The organism is Clostridium paridis (assembly GCF_016765615.1).
Taxonomy (GTDB): Bacteria; Bacillota; Clostridia; order Clostridiales; family Clostridiaceae; genus Clostridium_T; species Clostridium_T paridis.
The window spans coordinates 198,476-217,015 of sequence record NZ_JAESWA010000022.1 but is presented as its reverse complement, the minus strand read 5'-3'; the positions used below and the strand labels follow the sequence as shown (position 1 = coordinate 217,015).

At 31.2% G+C, this 18,540-nt stretch carries 18 protein-coding genes; 11 read left to right on the top strand and 7 right to left on the bottom strand.

Annotation, left to right across the window (positions count from 1 at the left end):
* Positions 1-6: 6 nt before the first annotated feature.
* From JK634_RS08735 to JK634_RS08715, 5 genes are all read right to left on the bottom strand, one after another.
* A complete protein-coding gene (locus tag JK634_RS08735) occupies positions 7-345 on the bottom strand; it encodes a P-II family nitrogen regulator (RefSeq protein ID WP_202767266.1) in 339 nt (112 codons plus the stop codon).
* A 4-nt stretch (positions 346-349) separates the two neighbouring features.
* Complete coding sequence (locus JK634_RS08730) at positions 350-1,951, bottom strand: ammonium transporter (protein ID WP_202767265.1); 1,602 nt, start codon at positions 1,949-1,951, stop codon at positions 350-352.
* A 41-nt stretch (positions 1,952-1,992) separates the two neighbouring features.
* Positions 1,993-2,292: a hypothetical protein gene (locus tag JK634_RS08725; protein WP_202767264.1), complete on the bottom strand. Its 300-nt coding sequence runs from the start codon at positions 2,290-2,292 to the stop codon at positions 1,993-1,995.
* Between the two features lie 241 nt (positions 2,293-2,533).
* The gene (locus tag JK634_RS08720) at positions 2,534-4,090 is read right to left on the bottom strand and encodes a DHA2 family efflux MFS transporter permease subunit (RefSeq protein ID WP_202767263.1); all 1,557 of its coding nucleotides are present in this window, start codon (positions 4,088-4,090) and stop codon (positions 2,534-2,536) included.
* A gap of 30 nt (positions 4,091-4,120) precedes the next feature.
* Positions 4,121-4,570 (bottom strand): MarR family winged helix-turn-helix transcriptional regulator, encoded by a 450-nt coding sequence (locus JK634_RS08715; RefSeq protein WP_202767262.1) that lies wholly within the window; start codon positions 4,568-4,570, stop codon positions 4,121-4,123.
* Positions 4,571-4,791: 221 nt separating this feature from the next.
* On the opposite strand from JK634_RS08715, the gene JK634_RS08710 reads away from it, so the two are divergent.
* The 7 genes from JK634_RS08710 to JK634_RS08680 all read left to right on the top strand — a co-directional run bounded on the left by JK634_RS08710 (position 4,792) and on the right by JK634_RS08680 (position 11,865).
* Positions 4,792-5,571, top strand: a complete 780-nt coding sequence (locus JK634_RS08710) for an SDR family oxidoreductase (RefSeq protein ID WP_202767261.1) — start codon at positions 4,792-4,794, stop codon at positions 5,569-5,571.
* Positions 5,572-5,658: 87 nt separating this feature from the next.
* On the top strand, positions 5,659-6,138 hold the full coding sequence (locus tag JK634_RS08705) for an Hsp20/alpha crystallin family protein (RefSeq protein ID WP_202767260.1): 480 nt from the start codon (positions 5,659-5,661) through the stop codon (positions 6,136-6,138).
* 213 nt (positions 6,139-6,351) lie between these two features.
* Positions 6,352-7,119, top strand: coding sequence for a nucleoside phosphorylase (locus JK634_RS08700; RefSeq protein ID WP_202767259.1), 768 nt, complete (start codon positions 6,352-6,354; stop codon positions 7,117-7,119).
* Between the two features lie 57 nt (positions 7,120-7,176).
* Positions 7,177-7,932 (top strand): AIM24 family protein, encoded by a 756-nt coding sequence (locus JK634_RS08695; protein WP_202767258.1) that lies wholly within the window; start codon positions 7,177-7,179, stop codon positions 7,930-7,932.
* Positions 7,933-8,150: 218 nt separating this feature from the next.
* Positions 8,151-9,797, top strand: coding sequence for a glutamate synthase-related protein (locus JK634_RS08690; protein WP_202767257.1), 1,647 nt, complete (start codon positions 8,151-8,153; stop codon positions 9,795-9,797).
* A 206-nt stretch (positions 9,798-10,003) separates the two neighbouring features.
* On the top strand, positions 10,004-10,507 hold the full coding sequence (locus tag JK634_RS08685) for a DUF6323 family protein (RefSeq protein WP_202767256.1): 504 nt from the start codon (positions 10,004-10,006) through the stop codon (positions 10,505-10,507).
* Entirely contained in the window at positions 10,507-11,865 is a 1,359-nt protein-coding gene (locus JK634_RS08680; RefSeq protein WP_202767255.1) for a DUF6179 domain-containing protein, read from the top strand. The genes JK634_RS08685 and JK634_RS08680 overlap by 1 nt, the downstream gene beginning before the upstream one ends.
* Positions 11,866-11,906: 41 nt before the next feature.
* On the opposite strand, the gene guaC is transcribed toward JK634_RS08680, so the two are convergent.
* Positions 11,907-12,890 (bottom strand): GMP reductase, encoded by a 984-nt coding sequence (gene guaC / locus JK634_RS08675; RefSeq protein WP_202767254.1) that lies wholly within the window; start codon positions 12,888-12,890, stop codon positions 11,907-11,909.
* A 146-nt stretch (positions 12,891-13,036) separates the two neighbouring features.
* Between guaC and JK634_RS08670 the strand changes: the two genes are divergently transcribed.
* The 4 genes from JK634_RS08670 to JK634_RS08655 are packed head-to-tail and all read left to right on the top strand — an operon-like array spanning position 13,037 to position 16,615.
* On the top strand, positions 13,037-13,849 hold the full coding sequence (locus JK634_RS08670) for an ABC transporter permease (protein WP_202767253.1): 813 nt from the start codon (positions 13,037-13,039) through the stop codon (positions 13,847-13,849).
* Between the two features lie 9 nt (positions 13,850-13,858).
* A complete protein-coding gene (locus JK634_RS08665) occupies positions 13,859-14,833 on the top strand; it encodes an ABC transporter ATP-binding protein (RefSeq protein ID WP_202767252.1) in 975 nt (324 codons plus the stop codon).
* Between the two features lie 2 nt (positions 14,834-14,835).
* Positions 14,836-15,645: an ABC transporter permease gene (locus tag JK634_RS08660; protein WP_202767251.1), complete on the top strand. Its 810-nt coding sequence runs from the start codon at positions 14,836-14,838 to the stop codon at positions 15,643-15,645.
* A 7-nt stretch (positions 15,646-15,652) separates the two neighbouring features.
* Complete coding sequence (locus JK634_RS08655; RefSeq protein WP_202767250.1) at positions 15,653-16,615, top strand: ArsR/SmtB family transcription factor; 963 nt, start codon at positions 15,653-15,655, stop codon at positions 16,613-16,615.
* A gap of 38 nt (positions 16,616-16,653) precedes the next feature.
* On the opposite strand, the gene JK634_RS08650 is transcribed toward JK634_RS08655, so the two are convergent.
* Positions 16,654-18,483: a YCF48-related protein gene (locus JK634_RS08650; protein WP_202767249.1), complete on the bottom strand. Its 1,830-nt coding sequence runs from the start codon at positions 18,481-18,483 to the stop codon at positions 16,654-16,656.
* Positions 18,484-18,540 lie beyond the last annotated feature (57 nt).

The window sequence follows — 18,540 nt, the reverse complement described above, 5'->3', positions numbered from 1 at the left end:
TTGTTATTATAAGGCATCTTTTCCACGCTCACCTGTACGAATTCTTACGACATCATCAGCATCATATATAAATATTTTGCCATCTCCAATATTACCTGTGCTAATTTCATTTAATACTTTATCAATTATAGTCTCAGCTACTTCAGCAGGCACAATAGTTTCAACTTTAACTTTAAGAAGTAAATTTACTTGAGTTTCATGCCCTCTGTAGATAGTTTTATATCCCTTTTGGTTACCATATCCCATTATATTTGAAATCATAACGCCATTAGCATTGCATTCAGATAAAATCTTTTTTAAATCTTCAAGTTTTTCACTTTTTATAACAATTTCTAATTTTTTCATAAAATCACCTGCTTTCACTAATATTAGAGGCTTTATTTTGTTTAAATCTTAGTAACTGTTTTATTTCGGCATTGTCTGAAGAACTATAATCAAGTTCAGGAGATTTTACTAATTGAGTGTCTGGATAAGCATTAACGCCCATCTCTGGAATGTCTAAACCATCTAATTCTGCTTCAGGTGAAATCCTTAATCCCCATACCTTATCAAGAAGCTTCAAGAAAATAAAAGAGATACCAAAGCCCCAAACTAGTAAAACACCAATAGCAATTAATTGTGCAACTAATTGGGAAGGATCACCAAAGAATAATCCTGTAACTCCACCTGAAACACCATTAATTCCGTCTCCATAAGAACCATCCGCAAATAAACCTAATGAGATAACTCCCCAAAATCCATTAACACCATGGACTGATATAGCTCCAACTGGATCGTCAAGTTTAAACTTATTTTCTATAAATGGTACTGCAACGCAAACTAGAAATCCAGCAACTGCACCAATAAAGAATGCTGAAGCACCACTTACAAAGGCACAAGGAGCAGTAATCGCAACTAGTCCTGCAAGTGCACCATTTGCTGTCATGGAAGGGTCTGGTTTACCATACTTAATCCACATATAAAACATTGCAACCAAGCCACCTATTGCACCAGCAATCATAGTATTTGTTGCTACTATAGCAAGTCTAAAGTCAGAAGAATTAAGAGTTGATCCTGCGTTAAACGAGAACCAACAGAAGAATAAAATAATTGTACCTATGATTGCCATTGGAATATCATGACCAGGGAAAGCTCTTGAGGTTCCATCCTTTTTAAATTTTCCTATTCTAGGACCAATCACAATAGCTCCTGCTAAAGCAAGCATACCACCCATGGAATGAACTACCGCAGAACCAGCAAAGTCTACAACACCATGACCTAATCCAAAGTTTTTGCCAAGGGTAGCGAGCCACCCACCTCCCCATACCCAATTTCCGAATAAAGGGTATAGGAACATTGAAATGAATAAAGATAAAATTACAATTGAAGAATATTTAACCCTCTCAGCTACAGCTCCTGTTGGAATCGTTACTGTAGTATCCATAAATACCATTTGGAAAAAGAATAGAGCATATATACCTGGATCATATATTCCCTTACCTGATAATAGGAAGCCGGTTCCTCCCATAATACCACCGAGTCCAGGAATAGAAATCATTGAGTTTAGTGCAGCACCACCACTTCCTAATCCAGCAGCACCTCCGGAACCACCAAATTGTAATGCAAAACCAACTAAAAAATATCCAATTGCACCAACTAAGAAAACCATAAAATTCATTGTTATTGTATGTGCTGCATTTTTACCTCTGCAGAAACCTGTTTCAACCATAGCAAAACCACATTGAAAGAAAAATACCATAAAGCCTGTTATCATAACCCAAGTGAAGTTTGCTCCGTAGTAACCTTTATTAGCTGTTGTAGCCACATCATTTAAAGTTTCATTTCCAGTTGTAGCAATATATGAGGCTCCCGTCGGGTCAGAGCCTCCAGCTGGTGATAGTGCTACGACTAGCATAACAGCTAAAGCACCTAAGAAAAGTAATATTGCTCCTAATTTAACTGACTTTTTCATAAACCCTCCTCCTTATAAATTTATTTTTATATAATTAAAAATTATTGTTTTACCTTTTTACTTTTAAAGTTATCCCATGAAAATTTAGAAGTAGACTTATAAAGTTCTTCCTGGAGTTTAATAACGGAAAAGTAATATTTCAATCCCAAGTATAAAACTAGAACTCCAAATATAACTCCTGGTATTTGGACTTTTAGAACTGTTAAGCTTATACCATTTACCACAGAAAATAAACTAAAAAATATACCAAGGAATAGAATTATCATTACAGAAAGATAAAGAAAACTTATTATTATTTTCTTTGAAGCATTTGATAGTGCTAAAGTGATTTGTTTTTTCATTTTAAAACCTCCTTAAAATAATGTTTTTCAAATAAAAAATGGAGCAAAGTTTTTAACTTTGACTCCATTGTCAAAAATACAATAAATTACTATAAAAAGAAAAGCAGGTATCTAATATTATATTAGACACCTGCGTCATTTGCTCTTCCATTTAATGTAATTTTAGCAGTATAAATAAAAAAAATCAATAGTTTTTTTATAGTTTATTATAAAAAATTAATAATTTTATTAGTGGTGTAATTTATTGTTTTTTTACAACCTTTGAGTTGCCTAGTAAAAAGCTCGCAGGTATGCCAAGTAAAACAATCACTGTACAAACAATAAATACAGTATGAAGAGAATCTGATAATGCTAGTTTTAATGGAGGAAGCATTATTGCCTGTAATTGTGCTGGTATTTTATTTATTATCTCTGGATTTAATAGAGTATTAAATAAATCTTGTGGGGCATTATGTGCTTCTTTAAGTAATGTACCTATAGTACCTGTTTGTAATGCTGGTATTTTATCAATTGTTGGGAAGAAGTTCTTATCTAATAAAGTAGTTGATCTATTATTTAGAACAACACCAAGTACAGTAACGCCAAGAGTACTTCCTATACTACGGAAAAATTGAGTTGCAGAAGTAACTACTGCACGTTGCTCAATAGAGAAAGCTGTTTGTACTGATAAAGTTATAGTCGGCATTATTAGTCCAAGTCCAAGACCTAAAATTACTATGTATAAGCTAATTGTTAAACGTGTTGTATCAACATCCATTGTACTTAATAAGTACAAGCTTAATCCCATTAAAAGAATACCTGAAATAAAAATAGTTCTAAATTTTATTCTAGTTACTAATTGACCACCTAGTACACTTGTAACCATCATTCCTAACATCATAGGAATCATTGAATTACCTGATTTTGTAGCGCTGATACCAATTATTCCTTGCATGAAAAGTGGTAAAAACATCATAGCACCAAACATACCAAGACCCATTAGAAATCCAACAATATTTGCACCTACAAAAACTTTATTTTGAAAAAGATGAAGATTTAAAATTGGATCTTCAGCCTTTAATTCAACAAAAATAAATATTAATCCAACCACCACAAATGTAGCAAATAAGCCAATTATTTGCCATGAAGTCCAAGAATAATCTTTTCCTCCAAGGCTTAAGCCTAATAATAAGGATACAATTGAAATGATAAGGGTTATAGCGCCAGCATAATCTATGATTACTTTATCTTCAACACGTTTTTCTCCAGTTAATCCAATGAAAACAGTAAAAGCAGCAAGTAATCCTACTGGTATATTAATGTAGAATACCCATCTCCAAGTTGCATTATCTACAAACCAACCACCAATACTAGGACCTACTATGGACGAAAGACCGAAAACTGCAGTTATTACTCCTTGCCATTTACCACGGTTTTCTGGTGGAAAAATATCACCAACTATAGTCATAGCCATTGGCATTAAAATTCCTCCACCTACCCCTTGAAGTCCACGATATAAAATTAGTTGAGTCATATTTTGACTAGTTCCACATAGCATAGAACCAACTATAAATATTATAATTCCACCTACATACATTATACGACGTCCGAATAAATCAGACATTTTTCCGGCAATAGGAACTACAGTTGTTGAAGTTAACAAATAAGCAGTTGTTACCCATGCCATTATACTTAAGCCGCCTAGGTCACCGATTATCCTTGGCATTGCTGTTCCTACAATTGTTTGATCCAATGAGGAGAAGAATATACCTAGTAAGAGTCCTACTATTAAAATACTGCGTTTAGAATTAGTTTTCACTATTTTTCCTCCTTTGTTTAATTCTTTAGTTTAAGTTCTTTGTTTATGAAAGTTGATTACTAAATTTGAAATTCTCACCAATTCTTTGCTGTCCTTTTCTCCTAAAAAGCTAATTAATTCATTTAAACTATTAAATAATCGAGTTTTCATAGATTCAATAGCTTGTTTTCCAGCATCGGTAGGTCTAATGAGTACAATTCTTCTGTCAGTTTTATCTGATAATCTCTCTAAATAATCCTTTTGTTCTAGTGAGTTAATCATATGAGTGACAGCAGCGGGTGTAATATCTAAAATTGTACTTAATTCAGAGACTTTAATTCCTTTTGAACCTGGACATGTTCTATCATCAATTAGCATTAATAAAATGCATTCATTTTTTTTTATGTCTTTTGGTTTGGATTCTTCCATATGCATTTTCTTGAATCGTAGAAAAGTTTCAAGAATTTCTTTAGCAAGAATAAGTTTTTCATCATCATTCATTTTTTACACCTCTATTAGTTTTTTACTAAGTAAATTATTTATTTGATAAATAGTTTACTTGGTAAAGTATCTACTAAATAAATGTTTTTGTCAAGTAATTAGTTAAAATGATAAATGACACTAGAGATAGTATTGTAATTTCACATGAAAAATATGTAATATAAGACATGAGGATATTTTATTTAAATGTTGAATATATAATCCTATTTAAGGAGGTATTTATGAATTTTAAAAATAAAGTGTGCGTAATAACTGGGGGAGCAAAGGGAATAGGATTTTGCTTAGTAAATGAATTTATAAAAAAAGGGGCAAAGGTAGCTTTTGTAGATATAGATAAAATAGCAGGAGAAAAACTACTTTTAAATATTAAAAAAGATGGAGGAGATGGGCTTTTTTTCTGTGGTGATATTGCAGAAGAAAATACACTTAAGGAATTTTCAAGAGACGTAATTAGAACTTATGGTAAAGTTGATTATCTTATTAATAATGCTTGTTTGAGTCGTAAGGGAATTCTCTCAGATTGTAGTTTTGATGAGTTTAATTATGTTTTGAGAGTTGGAGTTACAGCGCCATATATGCTTTCAAAACTATTTTTAGAATATTTTAACCAGGGTGGAGCAATAGTTAATATTTCCTCAACTAGAGCAACTATGTCTCAAGAAGATACTGAAAGTTATTCTGCAGCAAAAGGTGGGATTTCAGCATTAACTCATGCATTAGCAATAAGCCTTTCAGGCAAGATCAGAGTAAATAGTGTTAGTCCAGGCTGGATTGATGTAAGTGCAAATTATGATAATGACTATGATAGCAAGCATAGCATAGGTGATAAGGAACAGCATCCTGTAAAGCGTGTCGGTAAGCCAATAGATATAGCAAGAGCTGTTATGTTTTTATGTTCAGAGGATAATGATTTTATAACAGGGGAAAATATAACTGTGGATGGCGGTATGACTAAACTAATGATTTATAATGATGATTATAATTGGAAATATGAGGTTTAATTTACATTTTGAGTAAAAACGTGTGTCAAACTTAGGCGAATTTAATACATATATAATAAACAGTATATTTGCGAAAGGTTGGTATATATGTTTAGTATGTTTCCATTCATGTTTAAGAATACTGATATTATTGGTGAGTTATTTAATGATGTAATATTTAATAACGTTATGAATCAGATTCCAAACAATTTAGTAAATGAAAATGTCGATGAAAACACTTATGATATTGATTTTAAGGATCAAGGAGATTATTACTTAGTAAAAGGCTACTTACCAGGGTTAACCCCTAGAGATGTAAGAATTGATTTTGAGAAAAATAAAGCTATTTTATCTATTAAGAAAAAACAAATTTATAGTAATGGCACTAATATTATGATGACAGTTATTCAAACAGGAGGATATATAGTAAAAACATTTGAGGTGGAAGAAATAGATAAATCAAAAATTTCTGCTAGTTTTGATAATAGTGTTTTATTATTAACATTACCTAAGAAGAAAAAAAGTGAAATATATAATAAAGAAGAAGTTCCAACAATTATAGATGTAGAAAATTATGAAATGGAATGAGATATATGAAATGCACATTAAGTATTAGATAAGGCTAATATTTGGTGTGCATTTTAATTATGTTTTTGAAGTGAATTAAAAGTACATTAAAGTATAAGTATATGGATTGTTAATGTTAAATATTTGAAATACTGCATTCATGTGGTATACTATTAAGAATATATAGACTAATATGTCTTAAAATAGGGTTAGAAAGAGCTGGGGGGCTATGATATGGGTAAGAGGGATTTTCCAATACTTGAGTTTGATGGTGTTACTGAGAATATAATTGAACCATCAAAATTCATAAAAAAGATAAATATGTCTGAAAGCGTTGTTATGTGCTTTTATAGTGAAGTAATTGAGAAATTATCTAATGATGGAAGACTTAAAGAGATTAAAACACTTTATTCTCAGATTGGTAAACATCCAATTTATGAACTAGATTATAAAGGAAAAAAAGTCACAGTATTTCATCCAGGAGTAGGAGCTGCACTTGGAGCTTCGCTTATGGAAGAAGTTATAGCATTAGGTGGGAGAAAGTTTATCTCTTGCGGTAGCGGTGGTGTTTTAGATAAAGATATTGCAGTAGGAAATATTATTGTACCAAATTCAGCGATTAGAGATGAAGGAACTTCTTATCATTATGTTGAGCCAAGTAGAGAAATCTCTATTAATAATAAAGCTATTGAAGCAATTGAAAAGACTTTAAAGGCGCATAAATGCAATTATATTCTTGCTAAAACTTGGAGTACTGATTCCTTTTATAGAGAAACTAAAGATATGATGAAACTAAGAAAAGATGAAGGATGTTTGGTGGTAGAAATGGAATGCTCAGCTTTTTGCGCTGTTGCTGAATATAGAAATGTTATTTTTGGTCAAATGATTTATAGTGGTGATGATATTAGTTGTGAGGAATGGAACTCAAGAAGTGAAGTTGATAGAAGATTTGTAAGGGAAGCATTATTCTGGTTTTCAGTTGAAGCGAGCCTCCAATTATAATTTTGTAATAAATAAATTAGTTTTACATAAAATTATATAAAAAAGGGGGATTTTAAAATGGTAACTTATAAAAATCTTTATGACAACAAGAATATTGAAATCATTGAAACTAAAGGCAATGTCAAAGTTCTTGAATACAAAAAGGATTTAAGCGTAGATAGCTCAACTGCAATTAATGCATATTTTGCATCAGAGATGAATGTTAGAAAGAGACAAGTACTAATAGAATTAAATGGCAACGCTTTCGTGATTAGTGCTGGTGCAATGCAGTGGACTGCAGGAAAAGTTGGTATGGGAGCAGATGTTAAAGGTTTTGGAGATTTATTAGGGAAAGCTTTATCATCAAAGGTTACAAAGGAATCAGCAATAAAACCTAAATATGAAGGTAATGGTTTGTTAATGCTAGAGCCTACTTACAAACATATATTATTAGAAGAGGTATCAGATTGGGGTGGACTTGTGCTAGATGATGGACTTTTCCTTGCTTGTGAGGGAAGTGTTCAACAAAAGGTAGTGGCTAGAACAAATCTTTCATCAGCAGTGCTTGGAAAAGAAGGATTGTTTAATTTATGTCTTAGAGGTAAAGGAATTGCTGTCCTAGAAAGTCCTGTTCCTAGAGATGAATTAGTAGAATTTGTTCTTCAAAATGATGAAGTTAGAATTGATGGAAACTATGCAATTGCTTGGTCAGATACTTTAGATTTTAGAGTGGAAAAGTCAGGCAAAAGCTTAATTGGATCTGCAGTTTTAGGAGAAGGGTTAGTTAATGTATACCGAGGAACTGGCAGAATCTTAATGGCTCCAATAGCTTAATATATAATTTGACTTAAAAACGTTATGAATTTAGTATGCATGACGTTTTTTTGTTTGTGAAATGATTAAATCTCTATTAACATATTGGTAAAGAAATGTAAAAATATTGGAATACTTATTAGTAATTAAAGTAAAATACTGATATTTATGTAATAAATGCAGTTATGTAGTTATATTTATATAATGTCTAAAAAGAAATATTAATAGGGGGAGAGTAGATGAGTATATATCAAAAAAACAATGATGTTTTAAGCACTGTAAACAGGGGGAATCCAGCAGAATCAGGAGTTTGTACACTTTGTAGGGCAGATTGTAGAGGAAAATGTGAAACATGGATGTCTAGTATGAAAGGCAGAAAGTTATTATATCCAAGGGATTTTGGAACTGTAACAGCTGGAAGTTCAAATATTAACCACGTTGGGGTATGTTATAACAATCTCAGGATACAAGGATATAATTATGGTGCGTTTGGAGTAAGTGATGGACTTACTAATAACGCAGATGATTGTATATTCCCTAATGTAAATATTGAAACAGAGTTTGGAAAGACTATGAAAACAAGGTCTAGGGTACCATTCATGACAGGGGCACTAGGTTCAACTTTTATAGCTCAGAAGTATTGGGAATCTTTTGCTATAGGTGCAGCATTAGTTGGATTTCCAATCGTAATTGGTGAAAACGTTATAGGTGTTGATAAAAATTCTATAATAGAGAATGGAAAGATAGTAAAATCACCAGAATTGGAACGTAGAATTGACACTTATTTAAAGTACTATGATGGTTATGGTGCAATAATTGTTCAAATGAATGTAGAAGATACAAGAAATGGAGTGGCAGAATATGTTATTAAAAAATATGGTGATAAGGTAATTTTAGAACTTAAATGGGGGCAAGGGGCGAAAGATATAGGAGGAGAGATACAAGTAACTAGTCTTGAATACGCAATCTTCTTAAAAAATAGAGGATATATTGTTGATCCTGATCCAACAAAACCTGAAGTTCAAGAAGCATTTACCAGCGGAGCGATCAAATCATTTGCTAGGCATAGTAGGCTTGGATATACTAATTTAAATAATTATCATGAAGTGAAAGATGAATTTATGAAGTCAGTTGATTATTTAAGAGGGCTTGGATATAAGAGAATAACACTGAAGACAGGATCATATGGAATGGAAGCACTTGCTATGTCAATTAAGTTTGCAACTGAAGCAAAACTTGATTTATTAACTATCGATGGATCAGGCGGTGGTACAGGTATGAGTCCATGGAATATGATGGAGTCATGGGGTGTTCCATCTATATTCCTTCATTCAAAGGCATATGAATATGCAAAGATTCTTTCTGATAAAGGCTATGATGTAGTAGATATGGCTTTTGCTGGTGGTCTAGCTAGAGAAGATCATATATTTAAAGCGCTTGCTCTTGGTGCACCATTTACTAAACTTGTATGTATGGGTAGAGCACTTATGATACCTGGATTTTTAGGAGCTAATATTGAAGGTGCATTATATCCTGAAATGAGGAGTAAACTAAATGGTAATTGGGATGCCTTACCTAAGAATTTAACTGAAGAATTTGGTACTACCCCTGAAGAAATATTTGCTGGCTACTATGATGTCAAAAATAAAGTCGGTGCTGATGAGATGAATAATATACCTTTAGGAGCGATAGGTGTTTGGACATTGTCAGATAAACTTACCGCTGGATTACAGCAATTAATGGCAGGGGCTAGAAAATTTAGAGTATCTGAAATTTCTAGAGGGGATTTATTCTCAGCTAATAGGGAAACAGAGAAAGAAACTGGAATAAAGTTCATGACAGAGGTAAATGATGAGCTTGCTAAATGTATCTTAAATGAAGAATAATTAATTAAAAAAGCTTAGGTTGATTATAACCTAAGCTTTTATATTGAAGTTCTCAAAATAACCATAAAAAAATATCATTGACATGAATAAATGTCGATGATAAAATTAATTGTTAGCATGATATTATAAACATATCTATACATATTAATCATATCATATCTAAATATAAATGTCAATAGTTAATTTTAAAATTGGAGGGTTATTTTATGGAGAAACAACTTATGTCTATTTCAGATTCTTTAGTAAACAAACAAACTTTTTTGGAAATTCAGGAGTGTAATGAAGAGACTTTAGAATATGGGTTAAAGCTTTCCGATGAAGATATAAGAGTGATTTTAAAAACAAGAAATAATGCATTAAGAAGTAATGGAAGATTTGAATTTGGAGGAGTAATAGTTAAAAAAATTATTTCTGCATTTTGCGAATCTCCGTATATTTCTCAATATAATTATCTTGAAACAATAGATGAGCTTATTGATATTTTCTATTTTTATAAAAATGAAACAATGGATGAAATAAGTGATGATGAACTAATAGATCTAATGAAAAATTATTTTGATAACGAGTGCCAGGGTTCCCTAGAATTACTTAGCGATAGATATTTATATAATGTAGCCCATAATATAAAGTTTGGAGTAAATGATTTTGCTGGTGAAGACGAAATGAAGATTTTGGAGGAATACTTTAGTATGGAAGGTGACGAAGAATAGTGGGGAATTTTATTATTGATAAAGATGATTTGCATGATGATTTACTAGATGATGAACATTATCTTCAATCATTATTACATGTACTTTATACCAAAGAGCTACTAAGTATGAAAGAAATAGAAAATATTCAATCTCAGCTATTTAGCATATTAACAGAAACATTAGGCTATTATACCAGAAATGAGAGTTATTCAGTAAGGGTAGAAGTTGCAGATAAAATTATGTTATCAATTTATTATACAATTGGATTATTCATAAAGAACAATTCCTCAATTAAAGGAAGTAAAACTCTAATTAATGAAAAAGGAATGAAAAATTTATTTACAGAAGGAGAGAAGCTTATAAGGTTAAAGTACGAAGAATGTAAATGTTTATTAAAGCATATTCAAGAAACAAAACTAAATACAAACAATTATGCGTATAATGACACAATAGATTATGGGCTTCCACTATTTTTTGATGAGTATGATATTAGGTTTGCTAGTCATGAAGCAGCAGGTTCAATAGATTATCCATTAGCAAATGATGAGATGAAATTAGTAGGAATTGAATATATGGAAGACTATTTAAATAAAATAAATATGGAAAATGAGTTCTGCTCAAACTTCGATATCATTGAAATAGAGGCATTATTAAAAGGCTTTCATAAAAATTCTTATCACATGCTTATAAATATATTTCAAATTGTTTTAGTTAATTACCTAGGTGTTATACTTATAGGGAAAAAGGAAAAATCACTAGATATAACTAGAAATGATAGGGAATATATTAAAGAATCAGTACTGAATTTGTCAAGGAATGATTTTATAGAACTTGTTATGGAAGCAAATGATAAGATAATTAAAGAACTTTCTATCGTAAATAAGAGCTTAATTGATTATATAACAGAATCCATATTAAAGGTAATACCAGAAATAGAAAATGGGATTAAAACTGATACCTTAGAAAATATATTTATAACACCAGATAAATCCCAAGATGATGTTATTAGATATGAAGATGGTGAGAGTGTAGAAAATGATATATTTAAGAGTATAACTGAAGAAATTAGAGATTGTAATAATGTAGAAGACAAAATAAAAATTATAAGAGAGGAATTTCATAGTTTAAAAGATCTAGTAGATGTCTTGGGGGCAGATTGTATTTTTGGTGATGAATTTACTCATGTTTTTAAAGCATTAGATGATTTTGAGATAGCGTTATTACTTAAGCACACACCACAAGGAGAATTTATGGATAGTGATTATGGTACAGAGAGTGAAAGAGAGTGGCATGAAAAGCTTAAGGTGTACTTAGATAGCTTTGATGAGGATAGAAAAATGGAGATAATAAGAATTTCTCAAGGGGTTGAAGCTTAAAACCTATTGCTTGCTACATTTAGCAAGCAATAGGTTTTTCCTTAATATACCCTATCTCCATTAAAAATTGAGTTCTTAACTATTACATAGTCAACGGTGCGAATTGCCTCTATGTTATTCCCTCCAGCATAAGAAATTGATGATTGAAGATCTTGTTCCATTTCAATTAAGGTATTTTTTAGTGAACCTTTGAATTCAACAAACATTTTTTTGCCTTCAACATTTTTCCTTTCCCCTTTTTGGAATTCTGAGGCTGAACCAAAATATTCTTTATATAGCTTACCATCCATCTCAATAGTTTCGCCTGGAGATTCTTCATGTCCAGCAAATAGTGAACCAATCATTACCATTGATGCACCGAATCTAATAGATTTAGCTATATCTCCATGTGTACGAATACCTCCATCTGCAATTATAGGTTTGCTAGCTGCTTTCCCACACCAGCGTAGAGCTGCTAACTGCCAGCCTCCAGTACCAAAACCAGTCTTAATCTTAGTTATACATACCTTACCAGGTCCAATTCCAACCTTTGTAGCATCTGCACCAGCATGTTCTAATTCCCTAACAGCCTCAGGAGTCCCAACATTTCCTGCGATTAGGAAACTATCGGGTAAAAAGTTTTTAATATGCTGAATCATGCTTATAACTGAATTTGCGTGACCATGAGCTATATCTATTGTAATGTAGTCAGGTAAAAGATTGTCGGCTGCAAGCTTTTTTATAAATTCATATTCTTCATCTTTTACACCAACACTAATTGAAGTTAGTAAACCTCGTGATTTCATATCTTTAATAAAATCTATACGTTTCTCAGGATTAAATCTATGCATAATATAGAAATAACCATTTTCAGCCAAGTAAAGTGCAATCTTCTCATCTATAATAGTCTGCATATTTGCAGGTACAACTGGTAATCTAAAGGTATGTTTTCCTAAAGTCACGCTAGTATCACACTCTAATCGACTATTTACAATACACTTTGCAGGAATTAATTGAATATCTTCATAATCAAACACATTTTCCATATTTACTCCTACCTTCTTAGTAAATTTAAATTTTATTATTCCTAATATGTTGACAAATTATTCCTAACAAATTACAATGCTTCCGGAATAATAAATACGTAATTTGATTAACTAAAAGGTTAATCAAATTGGGAAGGAAGATGAAAATGAGGGGGAAGGTATTAGTAGCAACTTTCAAAAGAAATTTTATTGTAATGTTAAGAGCATATCCAAAAGATTTTTTCATTGGGAATGTATTAACAGGGTTTTACACCGTTATTGGAGCATTATTTATGTATAAGATGCTCTTTAATGGGGTGGTAGGGGAGGACTTTCTCAAATTTGCCGGAACTGGAGATTATATGAGCTATGTTATATTAGGTTCTCTTACGTATATATTTGTAGTAAGGACCTGCCTAAATGTTAGTAGAAGTCTTATTACAGAACTAAGAGAAGGAACTTTAGAGAGTTTAATGATTACTCCATTTAGAAGGGGAGAATATTTTATTGGGAATATGCTTCAGCAAACTGTTGCTACTACTTTTGAAGTAACGGTATCCTTGATAATTGCATTGCCTTTTGGTCTTAATTTATCAAATATGAATGTAAAATCTTTTTTGTTAATTGTTATCTTGGCCTTATATGGCTTTTTTGGATTATCTATGGTACTTGCGTCAATAATGCTATACACAAGAGATACATATATTTCTCAAAACACTTTATTTGTATCCATGCTTTTGTTATGTGGAATTACTTTTCCAACAGAGTATTTACCTAAGGTAATTAGAAGTATAGGGGAATTAATACCTGTAACAGAGATTTCAAATTTAATAAGAGGAACAACTATGTTAGGTAAGGGCATATTTGAGCAAAGTAGTACCATAATTTATGTATTTATATTAAGTACGGTTTATATAATAATTGGGTTCTTAAGTCTTAAAAGAATTGAATTTATAGCTTTAGAAAAAATTCAGGGGTAGGTGTTAAATATGATAGAAGCAAATAATTTGAAAAAGATTTATGAAACAAAAACAAGTAGAGGATTATTTAAAAATGAAAAAATAAGTGTAGAAGCAGTAAAAGATGTATCGATAAGAATAAATGAAGGAGAGATTATAGGTCTTTTAGGCATAAATGGAGCAGGAAAAACAACAACTATTAAAATGTTAACTACATTACTTTCACCTACCTATGGCGAATATTTTCTTGATGGAATAGATGCTATTAAAAATCCTAGGGTTATAAAAGGAAAGATTAATATGATAGCTGGTGGAGAAAGGATGATATATTGGAGGCTAACTGCAAATGAAAACCTTTGGTATTATGGACAATTATACGGAATACCAAATGATATCTTAAAAAAGCGAATAGATTACTTACTTAATCTAGTAGGCTTACAAGAAAGCAAGGATAAGAAAGTAGAAGAGTTCTCAAAAGGAATGAAGCAAAGATTACAAATAGCAAGAGGTCTTATTAATGATCCAAGTTATATATTTATGGATGAGCCAACTTTGGGATTAGATGCTGTGGTATCTAAAGAATTAAGAGAACATGTAAAATTATTGTCTAAGGAAAATAGGAAGGGAATATTATTAACTTCACACTATATGGATGAGGTTGAGGAACTTTCAGATTATATTTATGTCTTAGATAAAGGACAAATAATAAAGCAGGGAACAGTTAAAGAATTATCTAAGGATGTATTTACAAAGATTATATATAAATTGACACTTCATAATAATTCTGGTGAATTTAAATCGTATATGCTAAATAACCTTATTTTAAAAGACAATACCTTAGAAATAGAACAGGAGGAAAACTCCTATAAGATTATTAGTTCAAAGAACTTAAGTCTAGATATATCTAAAATTTGTTCTAGCAAGGGAGCAATTATAAAAGAATTTTACGAGATAGTGCCAAGACTTGAGGATACAATAATTAAGCTTTCAAAGAAAGGGGCATAGCTATGAGGCAGTTTTTTAAAGTTGTTATTGGAGAAATAAAAAAGCAGCATCTTAATTATTTCCATAGCAAGCTAATATATATTTCATTATTCATATGGCCAATTTTAAGTTTTGTAACATCATATTATAGCTTTAAGCCCTTTAAGATAAATAATAGCAATATTAATTACTTAAATGAGCAAAATGTGGTAGTATTTATAGTATTAGGATATATGACTATGAGCCTGTTTAGAAGCCTAGTGCAATCTGCATGGAATTTTTCTTTTGAGCGGATGAGTGGTACCTTAGAACTTATTTATTTATCCCCAGCTACAAGACAAGGAGTTATTTTAGGAAATGCTTTATCTTCATTATTTGAGAGTGTTATATTTATGGTGATATTTACCTTAGGTGTTCTAATATTTAAAAGAGAAGTATTGAATATTAATTATCTTTCCTTAATGGTAGTTTTTATAATAACCTTAACAATGGCTGTTATATGGGGTATGCTTTTAAATTCTTTGTTTTTATTCTCAAGGGATTCTGGATTTTTATTTACAATCTTAGAAGAGCCTATGGAGATATTTTCTGGAGTGAAGGTACCAACATCGGTGTTTCCATTTTGGGCAAAAGGAATAAGTTTATTATTTCCATTAACATATGCAATTGAAGCAGTTAGAAGTGTTATATTAAAAGGAAGTTCATTAAGTGGGATAATAAATTTTATTATTATTGGAGTAAGTATAATAGCTTTATTATACTTTGCTTGTATAAAGATAATAAAAATAGTGGAGGTTCACAGCAGAAAAACAGGTAATTTTACTTATTTTTAGAGGTAATATGAAGATAGATGTAATTTATGAAAAAGGAACATTATGTGAGTTTAAGTATTCACCGCTTTATGAAATGTTTTGTGCAATGCATGTATTATCTTCTCCAGAGCATCATTTACATAGAAAGCAGTGGGTGCAAAAGGTTCAAGAAAAGATTGATAATAAATTTTTACAAGATATAGTGAAATTTGGAGAGCATACTAATCAATATTGCATAGTGATGGATTTTTGCAACCTTTTTGAAGAGTGCAATGATTTAAGTATACCAAGTGCTATAGAATTTTTGTCGAATGTTTCAATATATAAAATAAATAGGATATTTAAAGATTATGAAAAAAGACTTTCTCATAAAGAGTATTTATTTTTTTTAGATTTGCTAAAGAGGTTTTATGTTGAAGTATTTCAGGAAGAACTTAAGTATATAGAACCAATTATTACAAGAGTTCTTAAGAGAGAAGCAGTTTTAGGGCGAGAGAAAGGTATATTTAATTTAGTTGATACTATACATGAAAGAATAAAGCTTAGTGATGAGAAAATTGTATTTATTAAAAATAAAGAATATGTGGTAAATAGAGAGAAACTTAAATGCATAACTATATATTCTTCAACATTTATAAGTCCCCATCTTATGATAGGAATAATGGGTGATAATTTATATTTAACTCATTTAATTGATCTAGGTTCATACGAGAAGGAAAGTCCTTTGGATTTAGAAAAAACTCTTAAGGCACTTGGAGATAATACTAGACTAAAAATTTTAAAAGAGATATCTAAAAAAGGAAAAAGCACTCAAGAACTAAGTAAAATTTTAAGTATCTCAGAGGCTGCAGTTTCAAAGGCATTAAAAATCATGCAAGAAGGTAATTTAGTCATTAAAGAAAGAAGAGGAAATTATATTATTTATTCCATAAACTCTACTGAAATAGATTATATTCCATATAAAATATATGAGTATATTATGATGACATAAGGACGTATTGTCTGCCACTTGTGGCAAACTGTACGTCCTTACACATATTTTTCATCAGAATCTAAAAGATTAATACCACGACTAGGTTCTAGAGAAACTGGGCGAAGAGGAGGAACAGGTGGAATTATCTTGGGAAGTGACTTAATAATGTTTCCTTCGGCACCAACTATAATATAATCATCATTAAAAGAAGATAAGTTATAAAGGCTTGCACCTATAATGGATTCTTTTTCATTCCAAGTAACACCATTATTTTCTGAAGTGACAATTAATCCATCGTTTCCTAGAGCAACAAAGCTATTGCTAGCATAGGAAACACGGTTGAATGAAGTATAAGAATTTGGATTTAGTGATATACTCCAAGTGATTCCAAAGTCTTTAGAAATAGCTATAGCACCACCGGTATTAGAGCCAATGGTATTAGTTGCTGCAACAAAAGTACCATTATAGTAGTAGACACTTGAGAATGGATATGCGGTAGTTAAATTAACAGAAAGTGTCCAAGAACTCCCATTAGTTGAAGTATAAATGTTTCCAAGATTAGAGACAGCAACAAAGGTGCCATTTCCAAAAGCAACTCCAGTTAAAGATTGATTGCCTGTAGGTGTAAAGGATGATTGTATAATACCTTGATTATTAAAAAGATACATTGAACCACTTGGATTATTTGTAACCCCAACAAAATTATTATTTCCATAACATATACTGGAAAAATTGTTTGTGATACCAGAAGATATAGTTGTCCAAGTATCACCATTATTTGTAGAAATAAGTACTGTACCTGTATTGCCAACAACCAAAAGAGTACCATTTCCGAAAGTAATTCCATTTAGCTTAGTAGAAACATGAGAAGAAAGGATGCTCCAACTTTTGCCGCCATCAAGGGAACGTATAATTGTTCCATTGTCGCCTACAGCAAGATAAGTGTCTTTATTTAACATAACACTTGAGTAGAGAGAAGAAAAGAATTTAGTGGCTATTGGAGTCCAATTAGTACCATTAGGACTAGTGTTAGTGAATATTGCTCCATTGCTTCCAACTGTTATAAAAGTATCTTTAAAAAAGGTAATTCCATAAAGAGAATTAATTAAATTGTAATTTTGACTTTGATTAGTCCAAGTAGTACTTGGATCTGTAGTAGTAACAACTGTGCCAGTATCACATACTGCGGTAAAAGTATTATTCCCATAGAATACTCCGTTAATTGATTTCGATAAGGAAGGAGTAATGGAACTTTTTGTCCAGGAGCCCCCGTTATTAGATGAAAAGTATATAAGGGCATTTAAACCAACTGTAACAAAAGTATTATTACCAAAAGTAATTCCTAAGAAGGTACCTGATGGAGAACCAGAAGTTGGCCTTAATGACCAATACTTGCCATTTCCATTAGAAGATATAATTATACTATTTCCAACAGCTATAAAGGTATTATTACCAAAGGTAATACCATTAAGTTTTGCTGAAGTTATACTTGTTTTAGGGACTCTAATAACTCCTTGAATGTTATCAAAACAAATTATTGTTAAGTTATCACCTACTGCAATAAAAATACCATTTCCAAAGCAAACTCCATTTAAATTATTAGTAGTTTTAGAAGGTAGTATGGACCAATTTGTACCATCGTAGGAAATTAGAATTATTCCATTTGTACCAACAGCTATATAGACGTTATTTCCAAATGCAACTGAGTAAAGTGTCTCTAGGGTGCCAGAATTTTGAGAAGTCCAAGTTACTCCTTTATCAGTAGAAGTAAGTATAGTTCCATTTATACCAACCGCGACTAGCATATTATTACCTGAAGTAACAGCTCTAAGAGTATTACCTTGAGGTATAGGATTACTCCAACCCCAATTATCTAAAAATGTCACGAGAAAACACTTCCTAAATAAATATATTGACTTAATATAATACGTCTATTAATAGGA